The organism is Methanoregula sp. (assembly GCF_041645475.1).
Lineage (GTDB): Archaea > Halobacteriota > Methanomicrobia > Methanomicrobiales > Methanospirillaceae > Methanoregula.
Window position 1 is genome coordinate 132615 of the sequence record NZ_JBAZQA010000001.1, and the last position, 23016, is coordinate 155630.

Sequence of the window (23016 nt, forward strand, 5' to 3'; positions counted from 1 at the left end):
CCGTCAAATCACGCCCGGTACTTTTCCTGTTCGAGCACACAATCCACGAGCACGAGCGCGAGCATGGCCTCGGCCACCGGGACAATACGGGGCACGATGCAGGGATCGTGCCTGCCGCCAACCGAGATCTCCACGACATTGCCATGGATATCCCGCGTCTTCTGGAGCTTTGCTATGGAAGGTGTGGGTTTGACGGCAATGCGCACAACAATATCCTGGCCGGAGGAGATCCCGCCAAGGATCCCGCCGGCATGGTTGCTCGCGAATCCGTCTTTTGTCATGGGATCATTATTCTCGCTTCCGCACCGGCCGGCAACCGCGAACCCGTCGCCGATCTCCACGCCTTTAACGGCCCCGATGCCCATCATGGCACCGGCAATCGCTGCATCGAGCTTCCCAAAGACCGGGTCGCCAAGCCCGGCCGGGCAGCCCCGGGCAAGGATCTCCACCATCCCGCCAACCGAGTCGCCAGCATTTTTTGCAGCAAGGATCTCCTGCTCGATTTCTGCGGGCATCGTTTTCCCGTGAACGGACAGGATCCGCCCGGTGACCGTGATACCTTTTCCAGAAAGGACTTTCATTGCAACGGCGCCGGCTGCAACTCTTCCAACCGTCTCGCGGCCCGAGCTCCTTCCCCCGCCACGGTGGTCCCGGATCCCGTACTTTTCCTGGTACGTGAAGTCGGCATGGCCGGGCCGGTAGACTTCCCGGAGTGCATCGTAATCAGCAGAGTGTTTGTCCTCGTTCCGGACAATGACCGCAATCGGCGTGCCGGTGGTCCGGCCTTCGAAAGTCCCGGAGAGGATCTCGGCCCGGTCGGCTTCCCTGCGGGGCGAGGTTAACGGGGAGGTACCTGGTTTTCTCCGGTCAAGCAGGGGCTGGATGTCCTCTTCTGATAGCGCGAGCCCCGCGGGGCACCCGTCGATGACCGCGCCGACTGCCTTGCCGTGGCTTTCGCCAAACGTTGTAATCCTGAAATTTGTGCCGAAAGTGTTCATGAGACATACTTCCTTATGGTTTCCGTGGGGACATCGATCCCGAACCAGAGCCAGAACTGCTCCTTTGCCTGCTCGATGAAGAGGTCAGTACCGGTGATGGTCGGGCAGCCAACAGCCCGGGCCATCTCGATGAAGGGGGTTATCGGCGGGGTGTACACCAGGTCAAAGACCGTCATCTCTTTCCGGAGCTGGTCCGGCCGGAGCGGGCTCCTTGTATCCGGTTCCATGCCGAGCGGGGTTGCGTTCACCACGAGATCCGGGCGGATGCCGTCAAATGCATCCCACGCCGCCCACCGGCAGCCGGATCGCTCTGCAAGACTCTTCGCGTTTGCCGGCGTCCGGTTGAGGATGGTAACGTCCATGTCGAGATCCATGAGGGCATAGGCTGCGGCAGCTGCCACGCCCCCCGCCCCGAGCAAAACGGCTTTTGCGCCTTTCAAGGAGACGAGCGGTTTTCTTACGCCGAGCCAGTCCGTGTTGTAGCCGATGGCCGAGCCGCAGGCAAAGACCACTGTGTTCACGGCCCCGATCGGTCGGGCCGCGTGATCGTCAACCTCGTCCAGAAGCGGGATTATCTCCTGCTTGAACGGGATTGTGACCGAGAGCCCCTTTGCATCGATCCCCCGCGCAATGCGCAGGATCTCGTCGAGCTCCGGGTCCTCGAAGAGCGTGTAATGGCAGTCGAGCCGGTAATCCGAAAAGAGGTTGTTGAAGAGCCGGGGCCCCTTGCTGTGGGCGCAGGGGTAGCCGGCAACACCGAGAATCCGGGTCAGCGGGTCCTGTTGGATATCCGAAAGAATGGATTCGAGTTTCTGCATGCCCGGCGCCGGTATCCGCCCGGTACGGAAGAACGCGAGGGCCGCCTTTCTCTCTTTTGGGCCGGCCACTCCGGTCCTGATGAGGTGCAGAATTTTTTCTGCCGCTGATACACTCGTAGTTTCACTTGTATCAATGCAGAGGTCCGCTGCCGCATAGTAATTCTGGCGGCGCCGGTCCAGCATCTCGGCAATCTCTTCTCTTAGCGGCAGGTTCGTGAGCGGCGGCCGGGGGGAGCGGGAGATCCGCTGCTCGATGGTGTCGAGATCGGCCGAGAGGAGAATGAGCGTGCTTGCCTTTCGCAAGTGCATCATATTCTCGGGGTCCATGACTACTCCCCCGCCCGTGCTGACAATGACGTTGTCTGCCGGAAGGGAGGCGACAACCTCGCGCTCGATCGTTCGGAACCGCTCCTCCCCGTCCTCGTGGAAGATGCTCGGGATGGAGCGGCCGGTCCGCTGCTCGATGAGCGTGTCCGTGTCAACGAGAGGAACCCTGCACTGCTCTGCCAGGATCTTCCCGATCTCGGTCTTGCCGGTTCCCCGGAAACCGGTAAGAACAATCCGCTTCACGGGATAACTCCCTTAAGGCTTTCCCAGAACCCCGGGAAGGATTTGTTTACGCATGCTGCATTGGTAATCGTTATACCCCCGGTACCCAGCCCCAGCACCGCAAAGCTCATGGCGGTGCGGTGATCGTTTGCCGGATCGATTTCTCCCCCGTGGAGGGGCGACGGGTGGAGGGTGAGGCTGTCATCGTTCACATCAACCCGCCCGCCCAGCGCCCGCAGGCGATCCGCTGTACCATTGATACGGTCGCTCTCCTTGAACTTTAAATGACTTATTCCCGTTATGGTGGTCGGGCTTTTTGCCATTGCCGCCACCATGCAGAGGGTCTGGACGGTGTCGGGCGAGGAGGACATGTCAAACGTGATGCCCGAGAGATCCCCGGACCGTTCGACCGTGACGAACTCTTTACTGTAGGTGACCCGGCATCCCATTGCCGCGAGGGCATCGAGGAATCGCCGGTCGCCCTGGACCGAGTGCTCTGTTAGGTTCTTGACCCGCACCCTGCCCCCGCAGACTGCGGCGATGGCAAAGAAGTAGGAGGCGGACGAGTAATCGCCCTCGACCGTGTATCTCCGTGCGGAGTACCGGCTTGCGTGGCTCACCACGAACCGCTCGTACCCCTCCCGGGTGACTTTTGCCCCGAACGATTCCATGACATCGAGCGTGATGTCGAGGTAGGAGGCCGAGGCCGGCGGGGCCGGGATGATTACTTCCACGTCTGCTTTCGCATAGGGTGCGGCCATCAGGATCGAGGAGATGAACTGGCTGCTCATGGAACCGTCAATCGTGACCGGTCCCCCGAGCAGCTTCCCGCTCACTCTGACTGGCGGAAAGCCGGGATTTTTTAAGAACTCAACCGTGCCGCCAAGGGCCGGAAGCGCTCCTGCAAGGGGCCCGATGGGCCGCTCCTGCATCCGGGCGCTGCCGGTCAGGATGACCGGGTGCCGGCAGAGGAGGGCGAGGCTCGTTAAGAGCCGGAGGCTGGTGCCCGAGTTTTCGAGCTCAAGGGTTGTCGTGTCCCGGTTCGGGATATCCCCGTTGCAGCCGGAAACGATATACCGTCTTCCCTGTTCTTCCACGATTACACCCAGGACCCGGAGTGCGCTTGCGGTCAGCTTCGTATCTTCGGCATCCAGCGGGCGGAATATCGTGCTCTTTCCGCTGGCAAGGGCCGCGGCAATGAGCGCCCGGTGCGTGTAACTCTTGGAGGGCGGGGCCCCGAAGATGAGATCAACGCCCGACGTTTTTGGCGGGGTTTTGTTCATGGCCCGGCCTCCACCCTGCGGTAGCAGCCCAGCTCTTTTACGTCCGTGATCTTCCGGAGTTCGGAAAGCGCTTCTGCCGTCTCCTTCGACCACGCGTAGTCGAGGAAGAAGACATAGTTCCCGATCCCCCGTTTCGAGGGCCGGGACTCGATCCGGGTGAGGTTGATCCCGCGCTCGGCAAAGACGTGCAGCAGATCGTGGAGCAGACCGGCGCGGTCCGTGCTCGGGTCAATTAAGATACTGCACTTCTCCGGCCGGGTGTCCCGGGCCGGTACGGTTGAGATCCGGACAAAGCGGGTTGTGTTGTTCGGGTTGTTCTCGGTGTTGCGGACAATAATTGGTATTCCGTAGATGGATGCAGCCGATTCGGAGAGGATTGCCCCGGCGTGCGGTGTCTTCCTGGCTTCAAGTGCGCTCGACGCATTGCTGCTCGTGTGGATGATCGGAATCCCCCACTGTTCGATACACTCGCTGCACTGCTCGTGGGTCTGCGGGTGGGCATAGATCACCCGGAGCGATTCGAGCGGGCCTGCGGATGCGAGGTTGTGGTGGATCGGCATGTACATCTCGGCCGTGATCGAGAGCGGGAAGCGGGTGAGGCCGTCGAGCGTCTCCCCCACACTGCCCGCCTCGGAGTTCTCCATGGGAACGATCCCGTCCCCCTCGCCCCGCGCAACTGCCGAGAGGATCCCGTGGATGGTAGGGACGAGGCGGATCGTCTCCTTTGTTCCGGGCACCAGCTTCAGCGCGAGCTGGTGCGAGAAGGTTCCCTCGGGTCCGAGCGTTATGAGGTTCATCGGTTCACCATGCATTCGATCAGCGCATCCGTGGTCTTCTGGCCTTCGTCACAGTACGTGCCGAGATGGCGGCTGTTTTTCTCGAAGAATGCCCGGAACTGTTCCGGGTCTTTTGCCTCGACAATTGCCGAGAGATCGGCTGCCGAGCTCCGGCAGGCCCGAAGAACCTCGGGAACATGCGGGTTCTGCTGGAGGATGTCGGCATAGAGCGCCGGGTCCTGCGAGAGGAGCCGGCCCACGAGCGAGAGCTCGATCTGGTACACGGGGCTCTCGAACTGTTCGGTCTTGTGGAGATCCACACCGAGCCGGCGCACCGTATCGGCAACGCAGAGCGTAACGAAATGGGTGAGCCCCTGGACAACGGCTACCGTCCGGTCATGCTCTTCGGGCGTGGTTATCGTGCAGACGGCTCCCTGTTTCCCGAAGATCTTAACGAGCGCTTCAACCCGGCTCCTGTCCGCCCGGGCCGGGCAGACGATGATGGTCTGGTTCCGGATGGTCTTCACCGTTGGCCCGAACATCGGGTGGAGACCTATCACGTCCGCCTTTGATTTGAGCATTGCCTCAACCGGTTTCACTTTGAGCGAGGTGAAGTCGCAGAGGAGCTGGCCCTCGTTCAGGAGCGGCGCTATCTCCTCTATCACCCTTACCGTCTCGCGGATCGGGACCGAGACGATGACGATATCGCACGTCTTTGCTATACCGGCACCCGTGATGGCGGTCTTCCTTCCCGACACTACTACGTCATACCCGGCGTCTTCGAATACCCGGGTAAAGAGCCGGCCCATCTTCCCGGTGCCGCCAATGATGCCTGCCTTCATGATCACTTCTCGCGGATCGTCTCTTTGACGGCCATGCCAAAGTGCCTGCCGCCTTCAAGCGAACAGCCGAGCACCTTGTCGCCAACTGCTAGGGTGACCACCGAGACTGCGCCTCCACCCTCTTTCACGAGCCGGATCGTCTCGGCGTTCTGGAGGATGAGGCTGACTTTTGCTTTTCCGGCGATTGCTTCCACCAGCAGGAGCGGGCGCCGCTCGATCTTGGTCCGGCCTATGATCGCGGAATGGGCCTTTCCCTTCCCGTCCGTCACCATCACCTCGCCGCCAATGGCAAGGTCCGCGAGGTACGCGGTCTTTCCGTCCGGGAGGAGGATGTAGGCGTGGACTGCCCCGGCATTCACCCGGAACGGGCGGGGGGCAACGTACGGGTTCTCTAAGGTCTCGGCATGGACAAGGAGCATGGCCGACGAGGTGTTTCCCATCAGCATGCCTTCGCCGTCCGAGAGGATCGAGCACGTGTCCACGCAGACCCGGTCGCCCATACCAACAGGCTGGATCTTTGTGACCGTGAACGGGATGAGGCCGACATTTGCGGTTGTTGACTTGAGGAGCGCGGCAACCTCTTTGACAACCGCCGGGTCGGAGGTTTTCAGGAGAATGCCGTACACGCCTTTCTCAAGAACATGGATTGCCATTGCCGCTTCCTTTGCGTCCTTCACGGTTGCGATGATCCGGTCCGACTGGGCAACAAGGTTTTCGAGCGGGATGACCGTCCAGTCGCTCGTGGTGACGATGACCGGCTTGTGCTTCCCGAGCTCTGCGGCTTTGTTCTCGCTTGCCTTATCGGTGATCGTGATCTCCAGGACATCGGTGCCGGGTTTCATGTCCCCGTCCGGCGCAATGGTTGCGATCCTGCCGAGCCGCTTTACGTTCTCGGCCTTGTCAACGAGCAGCGCATCCGCGCCGCTCTCGATGGCGGTTGTTGCGATATCCTTGTTCCAGGGGCGGATGTCGACCCAGAACTGTTTCATTTGTGCTGCTCCAGCGCCTTGGCCGGGTCCACGTTGTGGTGCACCACATTGCAGAGGGCCTGGACAAAGGCTTTGGTGTCCTTGCGCTGGAAGGCGTTCCTGCCAACGCAGACCCCGGCGCCTCCGGCATTGACCGAGTCCCTTATGATCTCGAGGGATTCGAGATCCCCGGTCTTCTCGCCTCCGGCAATGAATACCGGTACCGAACAGGCCCTGACTATTCTCCGGAATGTCTCGGGATCGCCCGGGTAGTTGGTCTTGATCATATCCGCGCCCAACTCTTCTGCCACCCGGACGGCGTGGCCTATGGACTGGGCCGAGAAGGAGTCGATTCCCTTGCCCCGGGGGTAGCTCATGATGAGGAGCGGCATGCCCCAGCGGTTGCAGTCGCGTGCAACATTTGCTCCTATCTCCAGCATCTTGGACTCGCTCGGCGAGCCCAGGTTGATGTGGATCGAGACCCCGTCGGCCCCGAGAGCGATTGCCTCTTCCACAGAGCAGACCTGGACCTTGTCGTTCGGGTCCGGGTTTAACGAGGTGCTGCCCGAGAGGTGGATGAAGAGGCCGATGTCACGGCCGTGCTTCCGGTGGCCGCGCTTGACCAAGCCCTTGTGGAGGACAATTGCGTTTGCCCCGCCGTTGCTTACGTCCGAGATGACGTTTGTCATGTCGAGAAGCCCGTCAATCTGTCCCATCGAGAACCCGTGGTCCATCGGCACGATGACTGCCCGTCCCGTGTTCCGGTCCATGATCCGTTCGATCCGAATATCCTTTCCAATCATCTTTCCGCCCCGTTAGTCTTTGAGGATTTCAAGCGCCTCTTCCACGCTCTTGTTCGCATGCACGATACAGGCCGCGGCCCGGACGAACTTTCCCGGCGTCCGGTGCTGGAAGGCGTTCCTGCCAATCGAGATACCGGCTGCCCCGCCCGCCATTGCGCCTTCGATTAATTCCAATGTTGTGCGGTCATCGGTCTTACTACCTCCGGCCACGACCACCGGCACCGGGCAGCCCCGGGTCACTTCCCGGAACGATTCCGGGTCCCCGGTGTACACGGTCTTGACGATATCGGCCCCGAGCTCGGCTGCCACCCGGGCCGCGAGCTTGACCTGTTCGAGATCGTTTGCAGACGCGATGTTCTTGCCCCGCGGGTACATCATCGCAAGGAGCGGCATGCCCCATTCCATGCACTCGACCGCAACCATGCCTAAGTCCTGGAGCATCTTGGCTTCCGACTCGGCCCCGATGTTGACGTGCATCGAGACGGCATCGGCGCCCATCTTGAGCGCATTCTGCACGGTATTGACGAGCACCTTCTCGTTCGGGTCCGGCGCAAGCATCGTGCTTGCGGACAGGTGCAGGATAAGCCCGATGTCCCGGCCGCCCTGCCGGTGGCCGTGGAGCGCGAGCCCCACGTGCCCGATCACCGCATTTGCCCCGCCCTCCGCAACCAGGTTGACTGCCTGGCCCATATCGATGAGGCCCGCAATCGGGCCGTTACTCACGCCGTGATCCATCGGCACGATGATCGTTTTCTTCGTATTCCGGTTCATGATTCTTTCAAGACGAATTTCCTTTCCTCTCATAGTAACAACAACTCCTCCCCCTGCATTCACACACAAATTTCGTGCAAACCAAGGGGCTTAACGATACCAGAAATACTGGCTAAACTGGCTGAAATAAAAAGCAAAAACGCGATACCATGCGGTCATAGCGTTTGACTGTTCAGAAACGGTTTCACTGATGCAACGGGCGGGTGAACTAGTAGAGATAACGGCCTTCACGGGCAAAAAAACCCTCATGAATGCTGTAGCACTCGTCCTGCATACTCCATTGTTGGGTGTATTTGTATTTAATGTTGTGTGCTAGGGTGTAGCATGGTCTGGAGGGTTTGGGCTGGAGAATGGAGTGAGTAAAAAAAGGCGGGTTTGAGGGAGATTAAAACTATTGAATTTATTTCATACCCATTTCCAATATGAATTTTGATATTGCGTAATTTTGAAAGATTCATTAATAATGTTATTCATTGTTTAACATACAAAAGTGTTAATGTCAAAATAAACCTAATAAAAAATAAATGTCACTTATTGATATTACAATTCTTATAATTTGGATAGTTTTTTTGTTATTAATTTTTCTTGCTCCATTATTAGGGGCCGCAATAGCAACCTATCTTCTATATAAAAAATCGCAAGAGCAATTTTCAAAACATGTTTTGATTTGTATCATGGCGGGATTGTACTTAGGCATATGTTTTTCATTGATTGCCTTACTTTATGCTGCAAGGAATATTTACGATAAAATAATTGTAACATTACCCAATTTGGATCTTGTACTGGCATTATTAGGAATTTCAATTGCCGTTTTTTATGCGGTCGACTCAATTATTGATTCTCGAAATTCACAAAAGGAAATTCTAACTGAATTAAAAAAGATTAAAGATTCTCTTAAATACAATAAATCAGGTTCACCCGAACCTGAAGAACCTGAAATTCATGATAATAACTGTGTCCCCGAAATTGAAGCATTTTATCAAACGAACAACGATATGATAGGAAATATTAGACTGAGTTTGCAGATTTCCTATGAGCGAAGTCATCAACTGATAAATTTAAATCAACAATTGATCGGTATTGTTGCCGCAATATTCATTGGTGCATTGACCTTTTTGGGGGCGGTCTATTTTACTTCAACAAATCCAGAGAGTTATCTATCGTTAATCATCACACCAACGATTTTAATAGCTTCTTTGTATATTTGGCGATTTTACTCACATATAATTGACAGGGATATTGTAAATTCTTATAAGAAAATCTTACACTGCGAATATAGATTGAATATCCCACAGGAGATTTCGTTATTATCGTCTTTAGAAAACGGTGTATCCCAAAAAGCGGGGATTAGGAATATAATCAAAAAACAAACCCCTGAACGAAAATATTTGATATTTCAGAAATTAATTATTAAAAATAGAATTGGATCTCGATATCATATATTGTGGGATTTTTTAGTAGTCGATATTTTTGCTGCAACATATTGTTTTCAAATTCTTTTTGTTATTAATCTCCACCAAGTGATTAATCCCACAATTCTAACTATATTTTTAGTAATGTTCCCACTTTTTTTTGCAATATTATCTCTATTCTTTGCTATTGACGTTCGATCACAACCAATTCCTTTTCAGAGGGATCCAACTTGTGAAGATATTTTAGAATGTATATCGGAAATTGAGAGTTCAAGTAATTTTGGAGCAAAATACTAACCTAAATTTGCTCAAGCATCGCAGCGGGATGAGGTCGGGTTCGGAAATATCACTATTGCGAGTCTACCCCCCTTTGCTGGAAGTCGCTCGGCGCATACTGCCTTGAAGTTCAAGGCGCTACGCTTCTTTTTTTTGATAGTTCAATTCTCCCTAGCAGCACATTAACACCGACGGTTCAATTTTCTAAACACACTCATAGAGCAACTGCCAAACACGTTCTCTTTAGCATAAACGGATTAGACGGTCAAAAGCTACCTTGTAAAACTTAATGATTGATAGTCTTTAATTTATTATATCTACAAAGTAAATTCGGAGAAAATTATCTAGCATGACAAATGGAGAATCAGATTATTCGGAAGCGCGGGAAAAAGAGCGAGATCGATTAATTTTTGAATTGATTGTAAATAGAAATGGAGCCGAGTTTCAAAGAAGTACAAATCTTGATAATAAAGCCAGCAATCTAATCGGTTTTGTTGGTATTATTATTGGCCTACTTGGAACCACGATTTCATTTATTTTCGACAAGATCTATAAAGATCCAAAGATTTTCTTATATTACACTAACTTTCGTGCCATTCTTCTTATCGGAATAATCTTTTTAACAGTATCTATTATTTGCAGTTTGATAGCTTTTTTTATTAAACAATACGAAATTGTTCCTGAAACTGATCATTTGATCAAAAATTACGCAAAAAAAGATGAAAATTATCTCACGGTTCTTAGAATCGTTGCTCAAGAGATGTCTAATACCATCGTAAAAAATAAAGATATCGATGATGATAAGGCTAAATGGATAAAATACAGTCAAATTGCATTCGGGGCGGGGATGGGTTTGATCATTGTTTTTATTTGCGGTTTATTGACCATTTGAGGTGAGAATATGAAGAAAGAGAAAGAAAAGACAATTCAAGAGGAGCCAAAACCACTAGAAAAAGTAGAAACTGCTTCTTGGGGAACTAATGATAATCTTCTTCGAAAAACAATTTGTCTTAGTGAACCGGAAAAGAAAAAGAGGGAATTGCGTGAAAGCGATCAGAAAAAATAATTCAGTAAATGATGAATTAGTTGGAAAAATTAATCCCTTAATAAAAAATAATGAAGATAATCATGAAAAAGAAACTAATGAATGGGGAAATGATGAGAACAGAGTGCGAATTTCTGGGTGTTGTGAAATGGAGTAGTGAAAAATGATCGATGATGACACCCCCCAAAAAAATCCTCCGGCCAAGACAGCACCTTGGGGAACAGAGGATTCTGATATTAAACAAGAGGTTGCAAATATGTACATACCAAAAGAAATTGTTGTAGATTTAAAAAAGCAAAATTCAAAATAAATGTAATTTTCTTTATTGCCATTCTTAAACATAAACTAAAAAAATTAATATTTAATTTATTTCCCTATCACTCATGTTTTTCAGTGCGATTTCATTCAAGATCGAATTTTAGTGATATTTTTCATTCAAGAAAAAAAATATGAATAGACATGGTAACAGCAATATCCCGGTAATAATTCCAGTTATGATAATCGGCACGCGGTCCCTCGCCCGCATCCCCGCTGGGCACATCATCTGCACAAAGGATTTCCCGACACTCGCCTCACTGCGTGGCGTCCTACGGTCCGGTAGTCGTCCATCGCTTCGGATCAAAGCCTAACACAATATGATCGTAATCGTTTTCATTTCAGAAATTTTTCAAACCCCCCAACGCCCCGCTCTCAAATTATTTGGGCAGAATCGCATTCACAGAAAAAATCCAGAACGATCAGACCGATATCCGCCAAAAAATTCCATAACGAAACCATGTGCCCGGCAAAACATTTTACCGGAATTTTTTCAAAATAATTTCCTTCGCACAAAACTTTTCATAAAAACTTTTCACGAACAATTCCCGCAAAAAGTTCAAGCCCTCTCAGAAAAATCCGGCCACCCCTTTCACGCCGTAAACCCCTCCCAAAACCCCCCTTGCGGACCTCCCTTTTTTGCGGTTCAGAGCGATCCCAATCCGGCCCCTGGACGTGCCCCGATTCCCCATTTTTCCAGAACGGAGCCCCATACGTGCCCGGATTTGGATCCGCCGACCCCCTGTTTTGTGCAAAAGTCCTGAAGTATTTTCACCAACAGGGGGTCCGGATGATAGTCTCACGTCGGTACGAGTCAAAAATGCAGGTTCTCTCCGACGGAGTCTGCCCATTCTCCGATGTGAACACGACCCCCAAAACCGCCCCTCCTTTCATTTTCCGCAACTCATGGTCGATCCGGAAACAGATCGCCCCGCCAAATCGTGCTAAATGCTGTCATGAATCTCCGACGTGAAAAATGACAAATTTGGGGGAAACAGTGTCGGTTTTCCGCGAAACAGTGCTGGTATAGTGCATCCGGGTCCGGATGGCAAGGGGGTCTCCGACGGAGAACTGATGTAACGGGAGAGTATGTCCCGGGTTCCCCCCTCCACCATTCCCCGGCGCCCGCCCGTACTGCGAGCTCATCTCCCCCCTGCCGAAATACGCCCTATAAGGGCTCCGTTTCCTTTCCAATGATTTCCGGCGCCCGTGGTGGACAGCAAATCGGGCCCGGATTCGTTTCGCGGGGGGAATTCGCAAGGAAATTGCCCGGATTGCCAGAAATCGGCTGAAATGCACCTCATACAATGGCCCTTAATGGTGGTCCGGCAGGGGTTTTTTTGGGCATTGGGTTTTCTCCATCCGGGCTGAGAACTGCGAACAGAACGCGAATATGAAGGTCGTTTTTTCCGGGGAATGGTGGTGAAAATGGGGGAACCCTTCGGGGGGGCGAAGGTGATCGATCGCCTCTCCCATGATCTCAATCCAGAGTTTCCGGATATGAAAGGGTTCTCGGTCCGGAACCTGAAATATATGAGGAAATTCGCAGACGTGTATCGCGAAAGAACAATTGTGCAAGAGCGGCTTGCACAAATTACCTGGTACCACCACATCGCCCTGCTCGATAAAGTGAAGGATGCAATGGAGCGTGAGTGGATGTCTCTGCATCTCCTTCCCCCGGGAATGGCGGGGGTAGGAGGAGTCATCATTATTGCGGATCTTCCCGCTTCTTCTTACTCTCACCTGGCGACAGAGTACTCTTTCCCGCTCGCCCCGCGATCTCCTTCTCCTGTGTCTTTACCCGCCGCTCAAGTTTAATGAGATCTTCTTCGGGCGGAAGGGTTTCGGGCCGGATTCCCCGCTTCAGGAGCAGGTCGCGAACGTCCTGGTTATTCTGGACATGTTCGACCGTGATCGGATCTTCACCCTGCATATCTTCCTTGGTAACATTGAAGTTCGTGATCTCTGTTGCGAGATTCTTGGCCGTGATAGTAACGGTGGGGAGAAAATCCGCGAGCGGCCGGCTGTCCGGAACTTCCAGACGTTCTTTCATCATATGGGTGGAATAACCCCCGAAAAGTGCCACGTCCCCTTTGCTCCGGATACGGGCAAAACCCTGTTCATCAACGCCCCGCTCGTAAATATTCCGGGACAATTCTTTCTCGGAATCTTTTAGGTGTTTTCTCGCTTTCAGCCGCTCGGCAAGCCGGATATGATCTTCGATGATCTCCTGCTTCCGGGTCTGCACCGCAAAATAACTCTGGGCAAATGCGATCTCTTCCTTCCGGGGATCCCCGTTCTGGGCGATAAGATAACAGGCATAGCGGGTCAGGAGGAGATCCTCTATGTTCCGTTCCGCACCCGAACCGATAAGGACCATTTTGTTGGCGTCAACGAAATGGTCCGGAACCTTATTGTCAGATATCTTACAGGATTCTTTTGCTTTTTCAATAATTTTTAAAAAATTTCTCCAGTCCTCATAACCGAGAAGTTTCTGCAAATCCCGGGCAAACCAGAATTCAACGCCATCCTGTACGTGAACGAAATCCTCAAAATTTTTGTGAAGGCGTTGGATAATCGCTGGTTTCATGGTGTGGTTCCATGTTTGAGAATATACTTTTTACAATAGATATACCGGAATTACCGGCACATATAATGTAACGGTGCAGGGTGAAACTAATCGTACCGTTTCAGGTACACGAGGATATTTGTGTGGTGGATATTTGCGCCCGGGTTGTGCCAGTCACCGTACGTGCGGTCATGTTAATCGTGGGCCGGTCTGCTCGTATAACAACTATCATCCATCAGGATCTGGTGTCAACTCCACCCCCACTCTGCACCGCAGGAAGTCCGCGTGACGCCTCTCCATATCGCACCCGGGCAGGTTCATGGGATCCGGATTCTCCAACATTGCATGTCTCTTCGCGGGTGTAAACCCGATCCCAAAACCGCCCCTCCTTTCATTTTCCGCTAACAGGGGTCGATCCGGAAACTGATCGCCCCGCCAAATAGTGCTAAATGCTGTCATGCATCTCCGGCGTGAAAAATAACAAATTTGGGAGAAACAGTGTCGGTTTTCCGCGAAACAGTGCTGGTATGGTGCATCCGGGCCCTGATAGCAAGGGGGGTCTCCGACGGAGAACGGGTGTGGCGGGAGGGTATGTCCCGGGTTCCCCCCCTCCATCATACCCCGGCGCCCGCCCGTTCTGCTACCTCATCTCCCCCCTGCCGAAATACGCCATATACGGGCTCCGTTTCCGTTCCGGTGATTTCCGGCGCCCGTGGTGGACAGCAAATCGGGCCCGGATTTGTTTCGCGGGGAGAATTCTCAAGGAAAATGCCCGGATTGCCGGAAATCAGCTAAAATATACCTCATACAATGGCCTTTAATGGTGTTCCGGCAGGGGGTTTTTTGGGTATTGGGTTTTGCCAATCCGGGCTGAGAAACGCGAACAGAACGCGAATATGAAGGTCGTTTTTTCCGGGGGACCCCAATCAGAGTCCCCTACTCAACTTGCCGGATCCGTCTCGTTGTACAGATTACCGACCCGGTATTTTCCCGGAGGCGAATGGGGATTGATTCATTGGATATTCAATCAAAAAACCAAGAATCCCAAAAAATTATCGTAAAAAAAAGTTGTCCGGGCCTCACGGAGCGGGAACGTTTTTCCTTTTCTCCATGATGCTCGTGATGATTTTATCCGGGTCCTTCTCCAGGATTTTTTTACGGTCCACCGTCCAGTCGCCGCTCCCGGTCTCATAGATCTGGAGGAACCGGATCGCATCATCCGGACCCAGTTTCTCCACCAGTACATCGAGGCCTTCCTGCTGAACCTGATGCAATGTTTTGGCGCTCATTGTCTTCCCTCCTTTAACCAGATGACAGGGTTTTCTATATGTACTTGTATGTCCCGGTTTGACTTAAAAAATGTTATCAGACCATCATCCGTAGTGAGGAGCACCGCGCCGGCCCGTTCGGCACAGGCAATGTGCAGCGAGTCCATTGCGTCTCCACCAAGAGTAATCAATCCGTGCATCCGTGAGATTATTCTCTCATCTATGAGTATGGATTCTTCTGCCACGGAGAGGATCTTCCCGACACGCAACCGTTTCCTGATATTCGGAATTTTTGAAAGTTCTTCATCGATAACTTCACTCGTAACCATCGAGAATTCCTGCATTGCACAACGACGGATTATCTCCTGGACGGCAGTTACCTCCAGACGGATTCGTCCTGATGTCTGGTCATCAAACGGTCTGCACAGGCAACAGACGTCCATGTAGATTTTCATGTGTTCTTCCTGGTAACGGTCCTTTATTCACATCAGGATATTCGGATTTTTATATTATCGTTGCACGGTGTGAAAATGATTTGAGACCACGGTCCAGGATCGTTACCAGCTGTATTCCGGAACCGGGTGGCACTCCGTGATGAGAAATTCCCGGTAATTGATCCGCCGCGGGGTACCCTTCTTCGGGGCGGCAGTTGTTATTGCAATTGTATCTACTTTCACACCATATACCGACACTTCATTTTATCCACGAATAATTATCTTTCGACAACATTTTTCTGAAATTCTCACAAAGATTGTTGCCACGGAGAAATGAAATGGCAAAGAACAAGAGACAAAGGTTTTCGAAGAGGAGCAGTAGATGATCGAAGTCTGGTTCTCAATCCAAGGATCGACCCGTGTGTGAAACGCGATACAAACACCGGTCGATTTATGGATGTAAAACAAGACGGGACGCCGTTTAAGGGTGTGAAAAAGGAAAGATAATTTTCTTTCCGCTTCTGCTTCTTGTTTTTCCCTCATAAGCAAAATGATGAGCCCAATGATTTACAATCAGTATTATTATATCCGGAGTTAAATTTACAATTATGACGATCCAGCTGACTGATGAGAAAATCGGATCGTTACTGGCTGAGAAAAAAATACTTCCTGAAGATTTTTTCTCACCCCAGAAACTAAAAACCAAACACGGCCATAAAGAATACGAGAGAGATATCACCGGAGAAAATGGATCGGATTTCCGGTTAATCTTCCGGCAAAGTGATCTGAATCCACTGGATTTTTCTGTTATCCTTGTCTATGTCCCGAAAGGATCAAACCAGCAGTTTCGTCTCCGCAGATATAACGGAAAAAGCCACGAACATGGCAATCATATCGAGAAAAACAAATTCTATGAATTTCATATACATACTGCAACAGAGCGCTATCAGCAATCCGGTTACCGGGAAGATACCTATGCTGAAGAGACAGACCGGTACGCAGATTATCGCGGGGCAATCGAATGCATGTTGAACGATTGCGGATTTACCCTCTCTGCGAAAAACCATAACCTTTCCCAATGGGGGCTGAAGTAATGTCGATCAAATCAATCACCCGGAATTTCCGGCAGAAAGTATGCGATCAGGTTCGCGTAGAAGCCGAAGGTGTCGATCGATACCATGTATTCACCCCCTTCCTCTTTGAAGACGGCGATCACCTTGTTGTTATCCTGAAACAGGAAAACGGAAACTGGCTCTTGTCCGATGAGGGTCATACCTTCATGCACCTGACATATGATCTTGACGATAAGGATCTGCGAAACGGGGGACGGCAGAAGATCATCTCGAATGCTCTCTCTGCATTCTCAGTTCAGGACCGGAATGGAGAGTTGATCCTTTCGATAAGCAACGAAAAGTACGGGGATGCACTCTACAGTTATATCCAGGCCTTGCTGAAAATTTCAGATGTATCCTACCTCTCGCGGGAGCGGGTCCGTACAACGTTCATGGATGATGTCCGGGAGTTTTTTGAAGAGAAGATTCCCAGGAATCGGTTTCAGGTTGAATGGCACGATCCATCACATGATCCTGACAGCCGGTATACGGCTGATTACATGATCGAGACCCCCTCCGGGCCGATTCTTATCTATGCTCTGGCAAATGACGACCGGGTGAGAGAAGCAACCATCAATCTTCTCATGTTTGAAAAATGGGGCCTGAAATTCCGATCCATCGGTATCTTTGAAGACCAGGAAGAGATCAACAGGAAAACACTGGCGAAGTTCTCCGATATATGCGAGAAACAGTTCTCCAATTTCGGGGGAAACACGGATCGTCTCTTAAAATATGTGCAGGAATCCGGTGGATTGGCAACGGGATAATTTACCTGATTATTTCCTTTCTCTTTTTCGATGGCTGACTGGTACTTATACCGGTTTTCAATTCTCCTGCGACCAGTGTCTCTTGCCTCTCCACCAAATCCCCACGGGGCAGATCTCCGGTAATCGCAATGAAAAAAAGAGAGATAATCAACACGGCATGGCAGTGCCGGAAGCGTACCTTCGTACATCGACATGTACCCCGCTCTTCGCCATCCGTTCGGCAATAACAAGAATCTCTCGTGGGCAATATGCTCGTCCACTAAAATCCTCGCCGCAGTTTGTGCAGACCCTGGCGAGACCATCTTTCACGACAAGGGTCAGACCGTCCCTGTCAAAGGTGACGGTTGTCGTGCCCACTCTGGTCTTGCCGTGTTTGCAGATGACGCACGTCATAGGAATGGTACGATTAATCCTGTTTCTTTGTCTTTGGTTTTTTCTGCCGTTCAAGCAGATCGCTCTTGACCGCATCAAGATTATCCGGCAACCATTCCTGCCGCTCTTTGGTGTAATCTCCAGAGCCGGTCTCGAAGCTCTGGATAAACCGGGCCATATCCACCGGGCCGAGCGTCTTTGTGAGCGCCTGAATGCCTTCCTTTCGCACTTCACTGATTGTTTTCATCGGCTGACACCTCCATGAGCCAGTGTACCGGGTTCTGTACCGTTATGGTTATTGCAGGGATTTTTCCTGCCAGGGTAATAATTCTATTGTCGGTTGTGAGGAAAATAGTTTTTCTGCTCACGGCACATGCGAGATGGAGAGCGTCGAACAGTTTAAGTCCGGCTTTCTGGTAATCCTGAACCATCAAAAAAATTGTTTCATCCAGTTCGATGTATTCGCTGATGAGCGCACATTTCTGCTCAACTTTCAGCCGTTTTTCCCTATCTGCGAGACGTGAGATTTCATCATCAATAACTACACTGCCAAATAGTTCCCAGTCCTGACTGCACCGGTCAAGGATGGTGAGGATTGCTGCTGCCTCCAGCCGGATTTTCCTGTTCTGGAGATCATCAAACGGCCTGCACAGGCAACAGACATCCATGTAGATTTTCATGCGATCTTCCTGGTAACTGTCCTTTATTTCTACCAGGACATTTGGATTTTTATATTATCGTTGCACGGCGTGAAAATGATTTGAAAACATTGTTTGGGATCGTTACCCTGCGAATTCCGGAACCGGGTGGGGCTCCGTGATCGTGAAATTGATCCGTCGCGGGGCGCCTACCGGGCATGACAGGGGGCCGGGTGGGAGATAGCCCCACCTGGTTGAGGGAGATTCATGGACCGGACCCGTCAGCTCATTTCACAATTCCCGGTGTTGAAATTGAGCAAGTACCGATACTTATCATACAAAGAGGTGTACCGATAGGGATTTGCGTGGGGTTGTCCCGGTGTTGAGTGACAGCGTAATTTTTTGGCGCAAACACCGTTTTCTGCTGCGGGAGATCCACAGAATACCAATAGACCCCGGCAAGGATACTACCGGCAATCGATAAGCAGACCATGAACAGCACAAGTCGTGCTAGCGTTGATGGGGTGGATTGAGACATACGAGACTCCGGCCCGGAAGGTCCATCCGGTTTTGATCTTCCATGGTATCCGGCACGGTATAAACCTTGAGAATCGGTACGGGATTTACGGAAGGTTTACCCGGCAGCGGTCATTATCTCCAGGTATTGATACCGCCGCGGAGCTGCCCTTTGGGAGCGGCAGCCGTGCATCGCGCCGTCGGGGACGATATGCATCCTGCACTTCTCACTATTTCTTACTCCATACCCACATCACCCAGGGAAATCCATGTCCGTTCCTGCCAATGCCCAGATCGAAGAGCGCCAGCCGTATTTTTCGCCAGAGGGACCGGGGCTTCGTGCTGGCAAGGATGGACTCCCGCGTAACCGGGCCGGACGGAGGGACGAATGCCGGGGACATACAACGACATAGTGTCTGTCAAACCATAACTTTTCGTGCATTCATTATTGATTCCATGACCGGTACAGTTGCGTAAACCCGATTCTCCCGGCACCCCTCCTGCCCCCCGGTCCCTTTGATCCCGCGAGGGGGGTAGCCCCCTGATCAGAAATAATTGGCAGGGGGGGTGGGGGGCAGTCCCCCCTCCGCAACCATGAGTAACGTGCGGGTTTTTTTAAGGGAGTGATCGATGTTTCGCGGGGGATTATCACCGGCTGCCGGGTGGAGAAGGGGGTTATCAGAAATGAGTTGCTCGCAGTATTTTCCCAAAATCAGGCGGGGATGCACCCCCCGGTCACTTTGATCCTGGCAGGGGGGTACCCCCCGGGTCGGAAATAACCGGAAGGGGGAGTGGGGGGTACCCCCCCTTCGGCCAGATCCCAAAACAGGCCCTCCTTTCATTTACCGGACCTTATGTACGGCCAAAAACAGGCGGGTGCCGGAAGCCCGCTGTTTAGCAGGTCTGATTTCGCCATAATGGCCTTCTTTCTTTAAAATACGTTAAAATCGTGAACTTTTGCAGGGTCGTGGACATCATTTCCTGTGCAGAAAAAATGCGATTGCCCGGATTGCCAAACCGGGCAATTTACGGGCCCGGAATAGTAATGGTCTTTCCGGGGGGATTACGATAGCCGAACCCGGCATTGTTCCGAAACGATAGTCAGAAGATACAACCGGCTCCTCCCCCATTTTCGTGGTTCTCCTGGTTGCCGGATCAGCAACAACCAAGGTCTCTCAGGCAGTCATAGTAACTCTCACGGCTATTGAGTGCCAGAGGATAACATACCTGACCACACCCTCTCTCCGGATCAGTGCAGGATTTGCTGTTGGTCGGAGGCTGTATGGTGTTCTGGTGCGGAAGATCCACAGCATAATAATGCAGGCCTCCAGTTATGCTTCCGGCAAGTGCCAGGAAGATCATAACGATCATGAGCCGTGCAAGCGGCGATCGTGTCTTTGACATTTAAAAACCATCCCTGCAAATCTGAAATATCTTTTTTCTTTGGCGGGAATGGATTATAAATGGTTATGATGTTGTTGCGATTCTCTCTTCCCCGCGTGAGGGTCGCCCGATCTTCTCCTGACATTCCCTCTGGCCGATCACCCTCATCCGGGTTTCCGGCAATTTCTTCACGGTGGGGCGCCCATCGGTCCGGCAGTCGTTCATCGATCCGGATCAAAACCCAACACAATGAAGATCGCAATCATTTTCTTTTCAGAAATTTTTCAATTAACCCAACCTCACACTATCAATTTTTGTCATGAAAATTTTGAAATCTTCCGACGATAAATCTGACAAATGGAAATTGAGTTTAGCAAGCAAAATTTTCATCGCTTTGGTGCGAAGTCTTTGACTTCATGCGGTTTTTTTTACAAGATTGTTTTCACGGAAAAAGATCCCAGTAAAAAAAATTCGTAATGAAACCATATGCCCGGCAATACATTTTCACCGGATTTTTTTCTAAATAAAAAAGTGAATTCTAACGACGGTTCAAAACACAAATTCCCATTACAAGGATAAGCGCTCCAATGGGAGCATACAGGAGGGGGGATGCCGGGGTCTGGTGCTGGACCGGCGTGGCCTTTGGTGACTGTGCCGGGAGTGTTGGCGAGGTGGGCGATGCATTGCCCGTTGCCCCGAGGTTCATACCCGCCTCACTGACGGTGACGGGAATCACTATGTAGGTGTCATCCACACCGGGGGAGTTGAAGGCTGCGATGAGCGCTTCTGCTGCGTTACGACCCTGAAGGCTTCCCGCCCCGTGATTTTGAAGAGGTTCATGCCAGCCGGACTTCCGCTACTGGAAACATTAATCTGCACCCATTCCCCGAGGGGGAAGAGGTCAAAGTTCAAATTCTGCATCGGGTGCTGGACGATGAGGGAGTAGTGTCCCTCCGGGAAGGTGGGGTGGGGGGTATCCTCTCGTGCGGCCTCCCGGGAATGAGTACTCTTCTTCGAATAAGATTCCTCCCGGAAATTACCGGCTTACATCGCCGCGATTGACAACAGAGCGATACGCACACCCCGGGGAATCACCAACCGGCCAGACTCCTTCTTTTTTATTCCGCTTGTAACAACCATTAATCACGATGATCGATCTCCTGATTGCACGACTGAAGGGTTTTCTTCTTGATCCTGTTGAAACCTTCCGGAAGAGCCGTGATGATGACTCGCGTGTCCTCTTCTTCTATTTTGGCGCACTTTTCCTGCTCAATGCAATCCTGTCAGCACGTATCGGATTATTTTTCGGGATTCGGAATATACTGTTGCCGTCTGGAATGTCCCTCGGATCTACGGCCATGCTCACGGGTTTTTTCATTATTATGATGTACAGTGTAATTTTTATCCTCCTCCTCACCGCATGGATTCACCTCTGGGTGTATCTTTTTGGCGGGCGCAAGGGAATCATGCAGACCTTCAAAGCGATTCTCTATGGGGATACCCCAAATCTTCTGCTCGGGTGGATACCGTTCATCGGGATCATCTTCACACTCTGGTCACTGGTACTGGGTGTACTGGGAATCCGCGAGCTACAGGAAATCAGCACCCGTAACGCGGTCCTTGCCGTCACGATTGCCATCATCACCATGCTCATTCCCGTCATTCTGCTGACAGCCTATCTCATGACATCGAATATGGTTTTTATTCCCGTTCCGGTTTCCCCGGGCACATAGGCTTATGACCGAATCCATGTGGACATATATCGAAACCGGAATACATGAACGCAAAAAAAATAATAAATGGATAAAGAGCCGGTTTCTGTAAAGAATGTCTGTGATGGGGGCCAATACCCGGCGGGAGCCTGTGCGATATGGCTACCCTTTGTTTCATATCCATTTCTTTTCGGGATAACCCCGGATTATCCACAGGTGGTGATGTGATACCTGAAAATAAACGATTTCTCTGATAGGTGTTTACCCGTCCGGTTTTTTCCGGGAAATGATCAGAAGAGTTCCGGTTATCGCACCAAGGCAGAAGACCGTTGTAAATCCGGGTGCGGGTTTTGTTGTTGGTTCGAGTATGAAATCAGCGGTATTGAGATTCTGGTTGAAGGTCATCTCTTTTGTAACATTTGCATACCCGTTTTTTTCCACACTGATCTTCTGGCTGAATCCATGTGCGTTATTGATACGATACGTGCCATCGGTTTCTGATTGCACGGTAACCGATTTTGTATCATAAGCCCGGGGAAATTCCGTTCGGACTGTTGCACCTTCTACCGGTCGGCCATCCGGTGTTGTAATCTTCCCGGAAATGGTTATCCTCGGGGGGAGGGAGGGCATCCCGGTTTCGACTTTAATACTCCGTGTACGGAAAACACGGTTCCCGTCTCTGTCCGTGGCGGTGACAACGATTATTTCCGAACCTTTTGCTACAACAATGTCACAACCGAACGGGGATTGGTTGCCACAACTGGCCGATCCCTCGCTGGAACTGATAATTATTGATCGTAATAATGCTGGACGGTTCACCTCGCCGGTCACACGGACATGGTGTGGAACGACATCCAATAAGATGAACTCATTTTCCTGGGGAGTAATGATGTTGATAATGAGGGTGGAATCATTGGCCGGGGTAGTCGAAGTGACGCCCTCAGATTGAGCGCTGGTTCCGGTGATTATCAGCATTAATGTGATAAGAACCAGAAGCGGGCACCTGAAATCCCGGGAAAAAAATATAAAATTATGGGGAACTGTCAAATGGATCAAGCGTTCCATCATTGTCATGATCTCCCCATCCAATGAATCGTTTTGTTGACAGGCTTATCACGGTTTCGCCCGGATCCCGCATTACGCTGGTTGTTGATCCGGGACCCCAGGACAGATGGTTGGTGTTTACGCAGAACTGCTGCATCGGATCAACTGCAAGAATACTTACTGTATTGCATGAACGTGATCCTGTATATTCATCCAGGCCCCGCAAAGGTGCAGTGCCTCATGTTCATAGTCAAAAGGCTGTGAGAAATAATAGACACCTCCAGATCCAACCCCCCAGTATCCTATCGCCGTATTGTCCGCGTATCCCTGATCGGGACCTACCGC

26 protein-coding genes are annotated in these 23016 nt (G+C 51.4%); 8 read left to right on the forward strand and 18 right to left on the reverse strand.

What is annotated here, in order from left to right; translation table 11 throughout:
- Positions 1-8 precede the first annotated feature (8 nt).
- The 8 genes from aroC to WC598_RS00690 are packed head-to-tail and all read right to left on the reverse strand — an operon-like array spanning position 9 to position 7841.
- Positions 9-998: a chorismate synthase gene (gene aroC, locus WC598_RS00655; protein ID WP_372959532.1), complete on the reverse strand. Its 990-nt coding sequence runs from the start codon at positions 996-998 to the stop codon at positions 9-11.
- On the reverse strand, positions 995-2386 hold the full coding sequence (gene aroE, locus WC598_RS00660; protein WP_372959533.1) for a shikimate dehydrogenase: 1392 nt from the start codon (positions 2384-2386) through the stop codon (positions 995-997). The genes aroC and aroE overlap by 4 nt, the downstream gene beginning before the upstream one ends.
- Positions 2383-3648 carry a 3-phosphoshikimate 1-carboxyvinyltransferase gene (gene aroA / locus WC598_RS00665; protein ID WP_372959534.1) on the reverse strand — a complete coding sequence of 422 codons (1266 nt, stop codon included), beginning with the start codon at positions 3646-3648 and terminating at the stop codon, positions 2383-2385. The genes aroE and aroA overlap by 4 nt, the downstream gene beginning before the upstream one ends.
- On the reverse strand, positions 3645-4445 hold the full coding sequence (locus WC598_RS00670) for a prephenate dehydratase (protein ID WP_372959535.1): 801 nt from the start codon (positions 4443-4445) through the stop codon (positions 3645-3647). The genes aroA and WC598_RS00670 overlap by 4 nt, the downstream gene beginning before the upstream one ends.
- Positions 4442-5266 carry a prephenate dehydrogenase/arogenate dehydrogenase family protein gene (locus WC598_RS00675; protein ID WP_372959536.1) on the reverse strand — a complete coding sequence of 275 codons (825 nt, stop codon included), beginning with the start codon at positions 5264-5266 and terminating at the stop codon, positions 4442-4444. The genes WC598_RS00670 and WC598_RS00675 overlap by 4 nt, the downstream gene beginning before the upstream one ends.
- 2 nt (positions 5267-5268) lie before the next feature.
- Positions 5269-6255, reverse strand: a complete 987-nt coding sequence (locus WC598_RS00680; RefSeq protein ID WP_372959537.1) for a 3-dehydroquinate synthase II — start codon at positions 6253-6255, stop codon at positions 5269-5271.
- The gene (locus tag WC598_RS00685; protein ID WP_372959538.1) at positions 6252-7037 is read right to left on the reverse strand and encodes a 2-amino-3,7-dideoxy-D-threo-hept-6-ulosonate synthase; all 786 of its coding nucleotides are present in this window, start codon (positions 7035-7037) and stop codon (positions 6252-6254) included. The genes WC598_RS00680 and WC598_RS00685 overlap by 4 nt, the downstream gene beginning before the upstream one ends.
- 12 nt (positions 7038-7049) lie before the next feature.
- On the reverse strand, positions 7050-7841 hold the full coding sequence (locus WC598_RS00690; protein ID WP_372959539.1) for a 2-amino-3,7-dideoxy-D-threo-hept-6-ulosonate synthase: 792 nt from the start codon (positions 7839-7841) through the stop codon (positions 7050-7052).
- A gap of 491 nt (positions 7842-8332) precedes the next feature.
- On the opposite strand from WC598_RS00690, the gene WC598_RS00695 reads away from it, so the two are divergent.
- The 5 genes from WC598_RS00695 to WC598_RS00715 all read left to right on the forward strand — a co-directional run bounded on the left by WC598_RS00695 (position 8333) and on the right by WC598_RS00715 (position 12674).
- Complete coding sequence (locus WC598_RS00695; RefSeq protein ID WP_372959540.1) at positions 8333-9517, forward strand: hypothetical protein; 1185 nt, start codon at positions 8333-8335, stop codon at positions 9515-9517.
- Between the two features lie 328 nt (positions 9518-9845).
- Entirely contained in the window at positions 9846-10388 is a 543-nt protein-coding gene (locus WC598_RS00700) for a hypothetical protein (RefSeq protein ID WP_372959541.1), read from the forward strand.
- A gap of 9 nt (positions 10389-10397) precedes the next feature.
- Positions 10398-10562 (forward strand): hypothetical protein, encoded by a 165-nt coding sequence (locus WC598_RS00705; RefSeq protein ID WP_372959542.1) that lies wholly within the window; start codon positions 10398-10400, stop codon positions 10560-10562.
- A gap of 142 nt (positions 10563-10704) precedes the next feature.
- The gene (locus tag WC598_RS00710) at positions 10705-10851 is read left to right on the forward strand and encodes a hypothetical protein (protein WP_372959543.1); all 147 of its coding nucleotides are present in this window, start codon (positions 10705-10707) and stop codon (positions 10849-10851) included.
- A gap of 1433 nt (positions 10852-12284) precedes the next feature.
- Positions 12285-12674: a DUF1016 N-terminal domain-containing protein gene (locus WC598_RS00715; protein ID WP_372959544.1), complete on the forward strand. Its 390-nt coding sequence runs from the start codon at positions 12285-12287 to the stop codon at positions 12672-12674.
- Here the strand turns inward: WC598_RS00715 and dinD are convergent.
- From dinD to WC598_RS00730, 3 genes are all read right to left on the reverse strand, one after another.
- Positions 12565-13446, reverse strand: a complete 882-nt coding sequence (dinD, locus tag WC598_RS00720; protein WP_372959545.1) for a DNA damage-inducible protein D — start codon at positions 13444-13446, stop codon at positions 12565-12567. The genes WC598_RS00715 and dinD overlap by 110 nt on opposite strands.
- A 1058-nt stretch (positions 13447-14504) precedes the next feature.
- Positions 14505-14714, reverse strand: a complete 210-nt coding sequence (locus WC598_RS00725) for a hypothetical protein (protein WP_372959546.1) — start codon at positions 14712-14714, stop codon at positions 14505-14507.
- On the reverse strand, positions 14711-15148 hold the full coding sequence (locus tag WC598_RS00730) for a hypothetical protein (RefSeq protein ID WP_372959547.1): 438 nt from the start codon (positions 15146-15148) through the stop codon (positions 14711-14713). The genes WC598_RS00725 and WC598_RS00730 overlap by 4 nt, the downstream gene beginning before the upstream one ends.
- A 587-nt stretch (positions 15149-15735) precedes the next feature.
- Between WC598_RS00730 and WC598_RS00735 the strand changes: the two genes are divergently transcribed.
- A complete protein-coding gene (locus WC598_RS00735; RefSeq protein ID WP_372959548.1) occupies positions 15736-16221 on the forward strand; it encodes a hypothetical protein in 486 nt (161 codons plus the stop codon).
- Positions 16221-17006, forward strand: coding sequence for a DUF1828 domain-containing protein (locus WC598_RS00740; RefSeq protein ID WP_372959549.1), 786 nt, complete (start codon positions 16221-16223; stop codon positions 17004-17006). Before WC598_RS00735 ends, WC598_RS00740 begins: the two co-directional genes overlap by 1 nt.
- 147 nt (positions 17007-17153) lie before the next feature.
- On the opposite strand, the gene WC598_RS00745 is transcribed toward WC598_RS00740, so the two are convergent.
- From WC598_RS00745 to WC598_RS00770, 6 genes are all read right to left on the reverse strand, one after another.
- On the reverse strand, positions 17154-17399 hold the full coding sequence (locus WC598_RS00745) for a YgiT-type zinc finger protein (protein ID WP_372959550.1): 246 nt from the start codon (positions 17397-17399) through the stop codon (positions 17154-17156).
- Between the two features lie 13 nt (positions 17400-17412).
- Positions 17413-17625: a hypothetical protein gene (locus tag WC598_RS00750; RefSeq protein ID WP_372959551.1), complete on the reverse strand. Its 213-nt coding sequence runs from the start codon at positions 17623-17625 to the stop codon at positions 17413-17415.
- Complete coding sequence (locus WC598_RS00755; protein WP_372959552.1) at positions 17609-18058, reverse strand: PIN domain-containing protein; 450 nt, start codon at positions 18056-18058, stop codon at positions 17609-17611. Before WC598_RS00755 ends, WC598_RS00750 begins: the two co-directional genes overlap by 17 nt.
- A gap of 704 nt (positions 18059-18762) precedes the next feature.
- Positions 18763-18933, reverse strand: a complete 171-nt coding sequence (locus tag WC598_RS00760) for a hypothetical protein (RefSeq protein ID WP_372959553.1) — start codon at positions 18931-18933, stop codon at positions 18763-18765.
- A gap of 754 nt (positions 18934-19687) precedes the next feature.
- On the reverse strand, positions 19688-19936 hold the full coding sequence (locus tag WC598_RS00765) for a hypothetical protein (RefSeq protein WP_372959554.1): 249 nt from the start codon (positions 19934-19936) through the stop codon (positions 19688-19690).
- Between the two features lie 517 nt (positions 19937-20453).
- On the reverse strand, positions 20454-20669 hold the full coding sequence (locus WC598_RS00770; protein ID WP_372959555.1) for a hypothetical protein: 216 nt from the start codon (positions 20667-20669) through the stop codon (positions 20454-20456).
- A 394-nt stretch (positions 20670-21063) separates the two neighbouring features.
- Between WC598_RS00770 and WC598_RS00775 the strand changes: the two genes are divergently transcribed.
- A complete protein-coding gene (locus tag WC598_RS00775; protein WP_372959556.1) occupies positions 21064-21648 on the forward strand; it encodes a YIP1 family protein in 585 nt (194 codons plus the stop codon).
- Positions 21649-21888: 240 nt separating this feature from the next.
- Here WC598_RS00775 and WC598_RS00780 read toward each other — a convergent pair whose 3' ends face one another.
- Positions 21889-22602: a carboxypeptidase-like regulatory domain-containing protein gene (locus WC598_RS00780; RefSeq protein WP_372959557.1), complete on the reverse strand. Its 714-nt coding sequence runs from the start codon at positions 22600-22602 to the stop codon at positions 21889-21891.
- Positions 22603-23016 lie beyond the last annotated feature (414 nt).

What these genes read in the sequence shown, in the direction of transcription:
- aroC (WP_372959532.1), bottom strand. Translation starts at nt 998, where the DNA reads ATGAACACTTTCGGCACAAATTTCAGGATTACAACGTTTGGCGAAAGC.
- aroA (WP_372959534.1), bottom strand. Translation starts at nt 3,648, where the DNA reads ATGAACAAAACCCCGCCAAAAACGTCGGGCGTTGATCTCATCTTCGGG.
- WC598_RS00670 (WP_372959535.1), bottom strand. Translation starts at nt 4,445, where the DNA reads ATGAACCTCATAACGCTCGGACCCGAGGGAACCTTCTCGCACCAGCTC.
- WC598_RS00675 (WP_372959536.1), bottom strand. Translation starts at nt 5,266, where the DNA reads ATGAAGGCAGGCATCATTGGCGGCACCGGGAAGATGGGCCGGCTCTTT.
- WC598_RS00680 (WP_372959537.1), bottom strand. Translation starts at nt 6,255, where the DNA reads ATGAAACAGTTCTGGGTCGACATCCGCCCCTGGAACAAGGATATCGCA.
- WC598_RS00685 (WP_372959538.1), bottom strand. Translation starts at nt 7,037, where the DNA reads ATGATTGGAAAGGATATTCGGATCGAACGGATCATGGACCGGAACACG.
- WC598_RS00690 (WP_372959539.1), bottom strand. Translation starts at nt 7,841, where the DNA reads ATGAGAGGAAAGGAAATTCGTCTTGAAAGAATCATGAACCGGAATACG.
- WC598_RS00695 (WP_372959540.1), top strand. Translation starts at nt 8,333, where the DNA reads ATGTCACTTATTGATATTACAATTCTTATAATTTGGATAGTTTTTTTG.
- WC598_RS00700 (WP_372959541.1), top strand. Translation starts at nt 9,846, where the DNA reads ATGACAAATGGAGAATCAGATTATTCGGAAGCGCGGGAAAAAGAGCGA.
- WC598_RS00705 (WP_372959542.1), top strand. Translation starts at nt 10,398, where the DNA reads ATGAAGAAAGAGAAAGAAAAGACAATTCAAGAGGAGCCAAAACCACTA.
- WC598_RS00710 (WP_372959543.1), top strand. Translation starts at nt 10,705, where the DNA reads ATGATCGATGATGACACCCCCCAAAAAAATCCTCCGGCCAAGACAGCA.
- WC598_RS00715 (WP_372959544.1), top strand. Translation starts at nt 12,285, where the DNA reads ATGGGGGAACCCTTCGGGGGGGCGAAGGTGATCGATCGCCTCTCCCAT.
- dinD (WP_372959545.1), bottom strand. Translation starts at nt 13,446, where the DNA reads ATGAAACCAGCGATTATCCAACGCCTTCACAAAAATTTTGAGGATTTC.
- WC598_RS00725 (WP_372959546.1), bottom strand. Translation starts at nt 14,714, where the DNA reads ATGAGCGCCAAAACATTGCATCAGGTTCAGCAGGAAGGCCTCGATGTA.
- WC598_RS00730 (WP_372959547.1), bottom strand. Translation starts at nt 15,148, where the DNA reads ATGAAAATCTACATGGACGTCTGTTGCCTGTGCAGACCGTTTGATGAC.
- WC598_RS00735 (WP_372959548.1), top strand. Translation starts at nt 15,736, where the DNA reads ATGACGATCCAGCTGACTGATGAGAAAATCGGATCGTTACTGGCTGAG.
- WC598_RS00740 (WP_372959549.1), top strand. Translation starts at nt 16,221, where the DNA reads ATGTCGATCAAATCAATCACCCGGAATTTCCGGCAGAAAGTATGCGAT.
- WC598_RS00745 (WP_372959550.1), bottom strand. Translation starts at nt 17,399, where the DNA reads ATGACGTGCGTCATCTGCAAACACGGCAAGACCAGAGTGGGCACGACA.
- WC598_RS00750 (WP_372959551.1), bottom strand. Translation starts at nt 17,625, where the DNA reads ATGAAAACAATCAGTGAAGTGCGAAAGGAAGGCATTCAGGCGCTCACA.
- WC598_RS00755 (WP_372959552.1), bottom strand. Translation starts at nt 18,058, where the DNA reads ATGAAAATCTACATGGATGTCTGTTGCCTGTGCAGGCCGTTTGATGAT.
- WC598_RS00760 (WP_372959553.1), bottom strand. Translation starts at nt 18,933, where the DNA reads ATGTCCCCGGCATTCGTCCCTCCGTCCGGCCCGGTTACGCGGGAGTCC.
- WC598_RS00765 (WP_372959554.1), bottom strand. Translation starts at nt 19,936, where the DNA reads ATGTCAAAGACACGATCGCCGCTTGCACGGCTCATGATCGTTATGATC.
- WC598_RS00775 (WP_372959556.1), top strand. Translation starts at nt 21,064, where the DNA reads ATGATCGATCTCCTGATTGCACGACTGAAGGGTTTTCTTCTTGATCCT.
- WC598_RS00780 (WP_372959557.1), bottom strand. Translation starts at nt 22,602, where the DNA reads ATGCTGATAATCACCGGAACCAGCGCTCAATCTGAGGGCGTCACTTCG.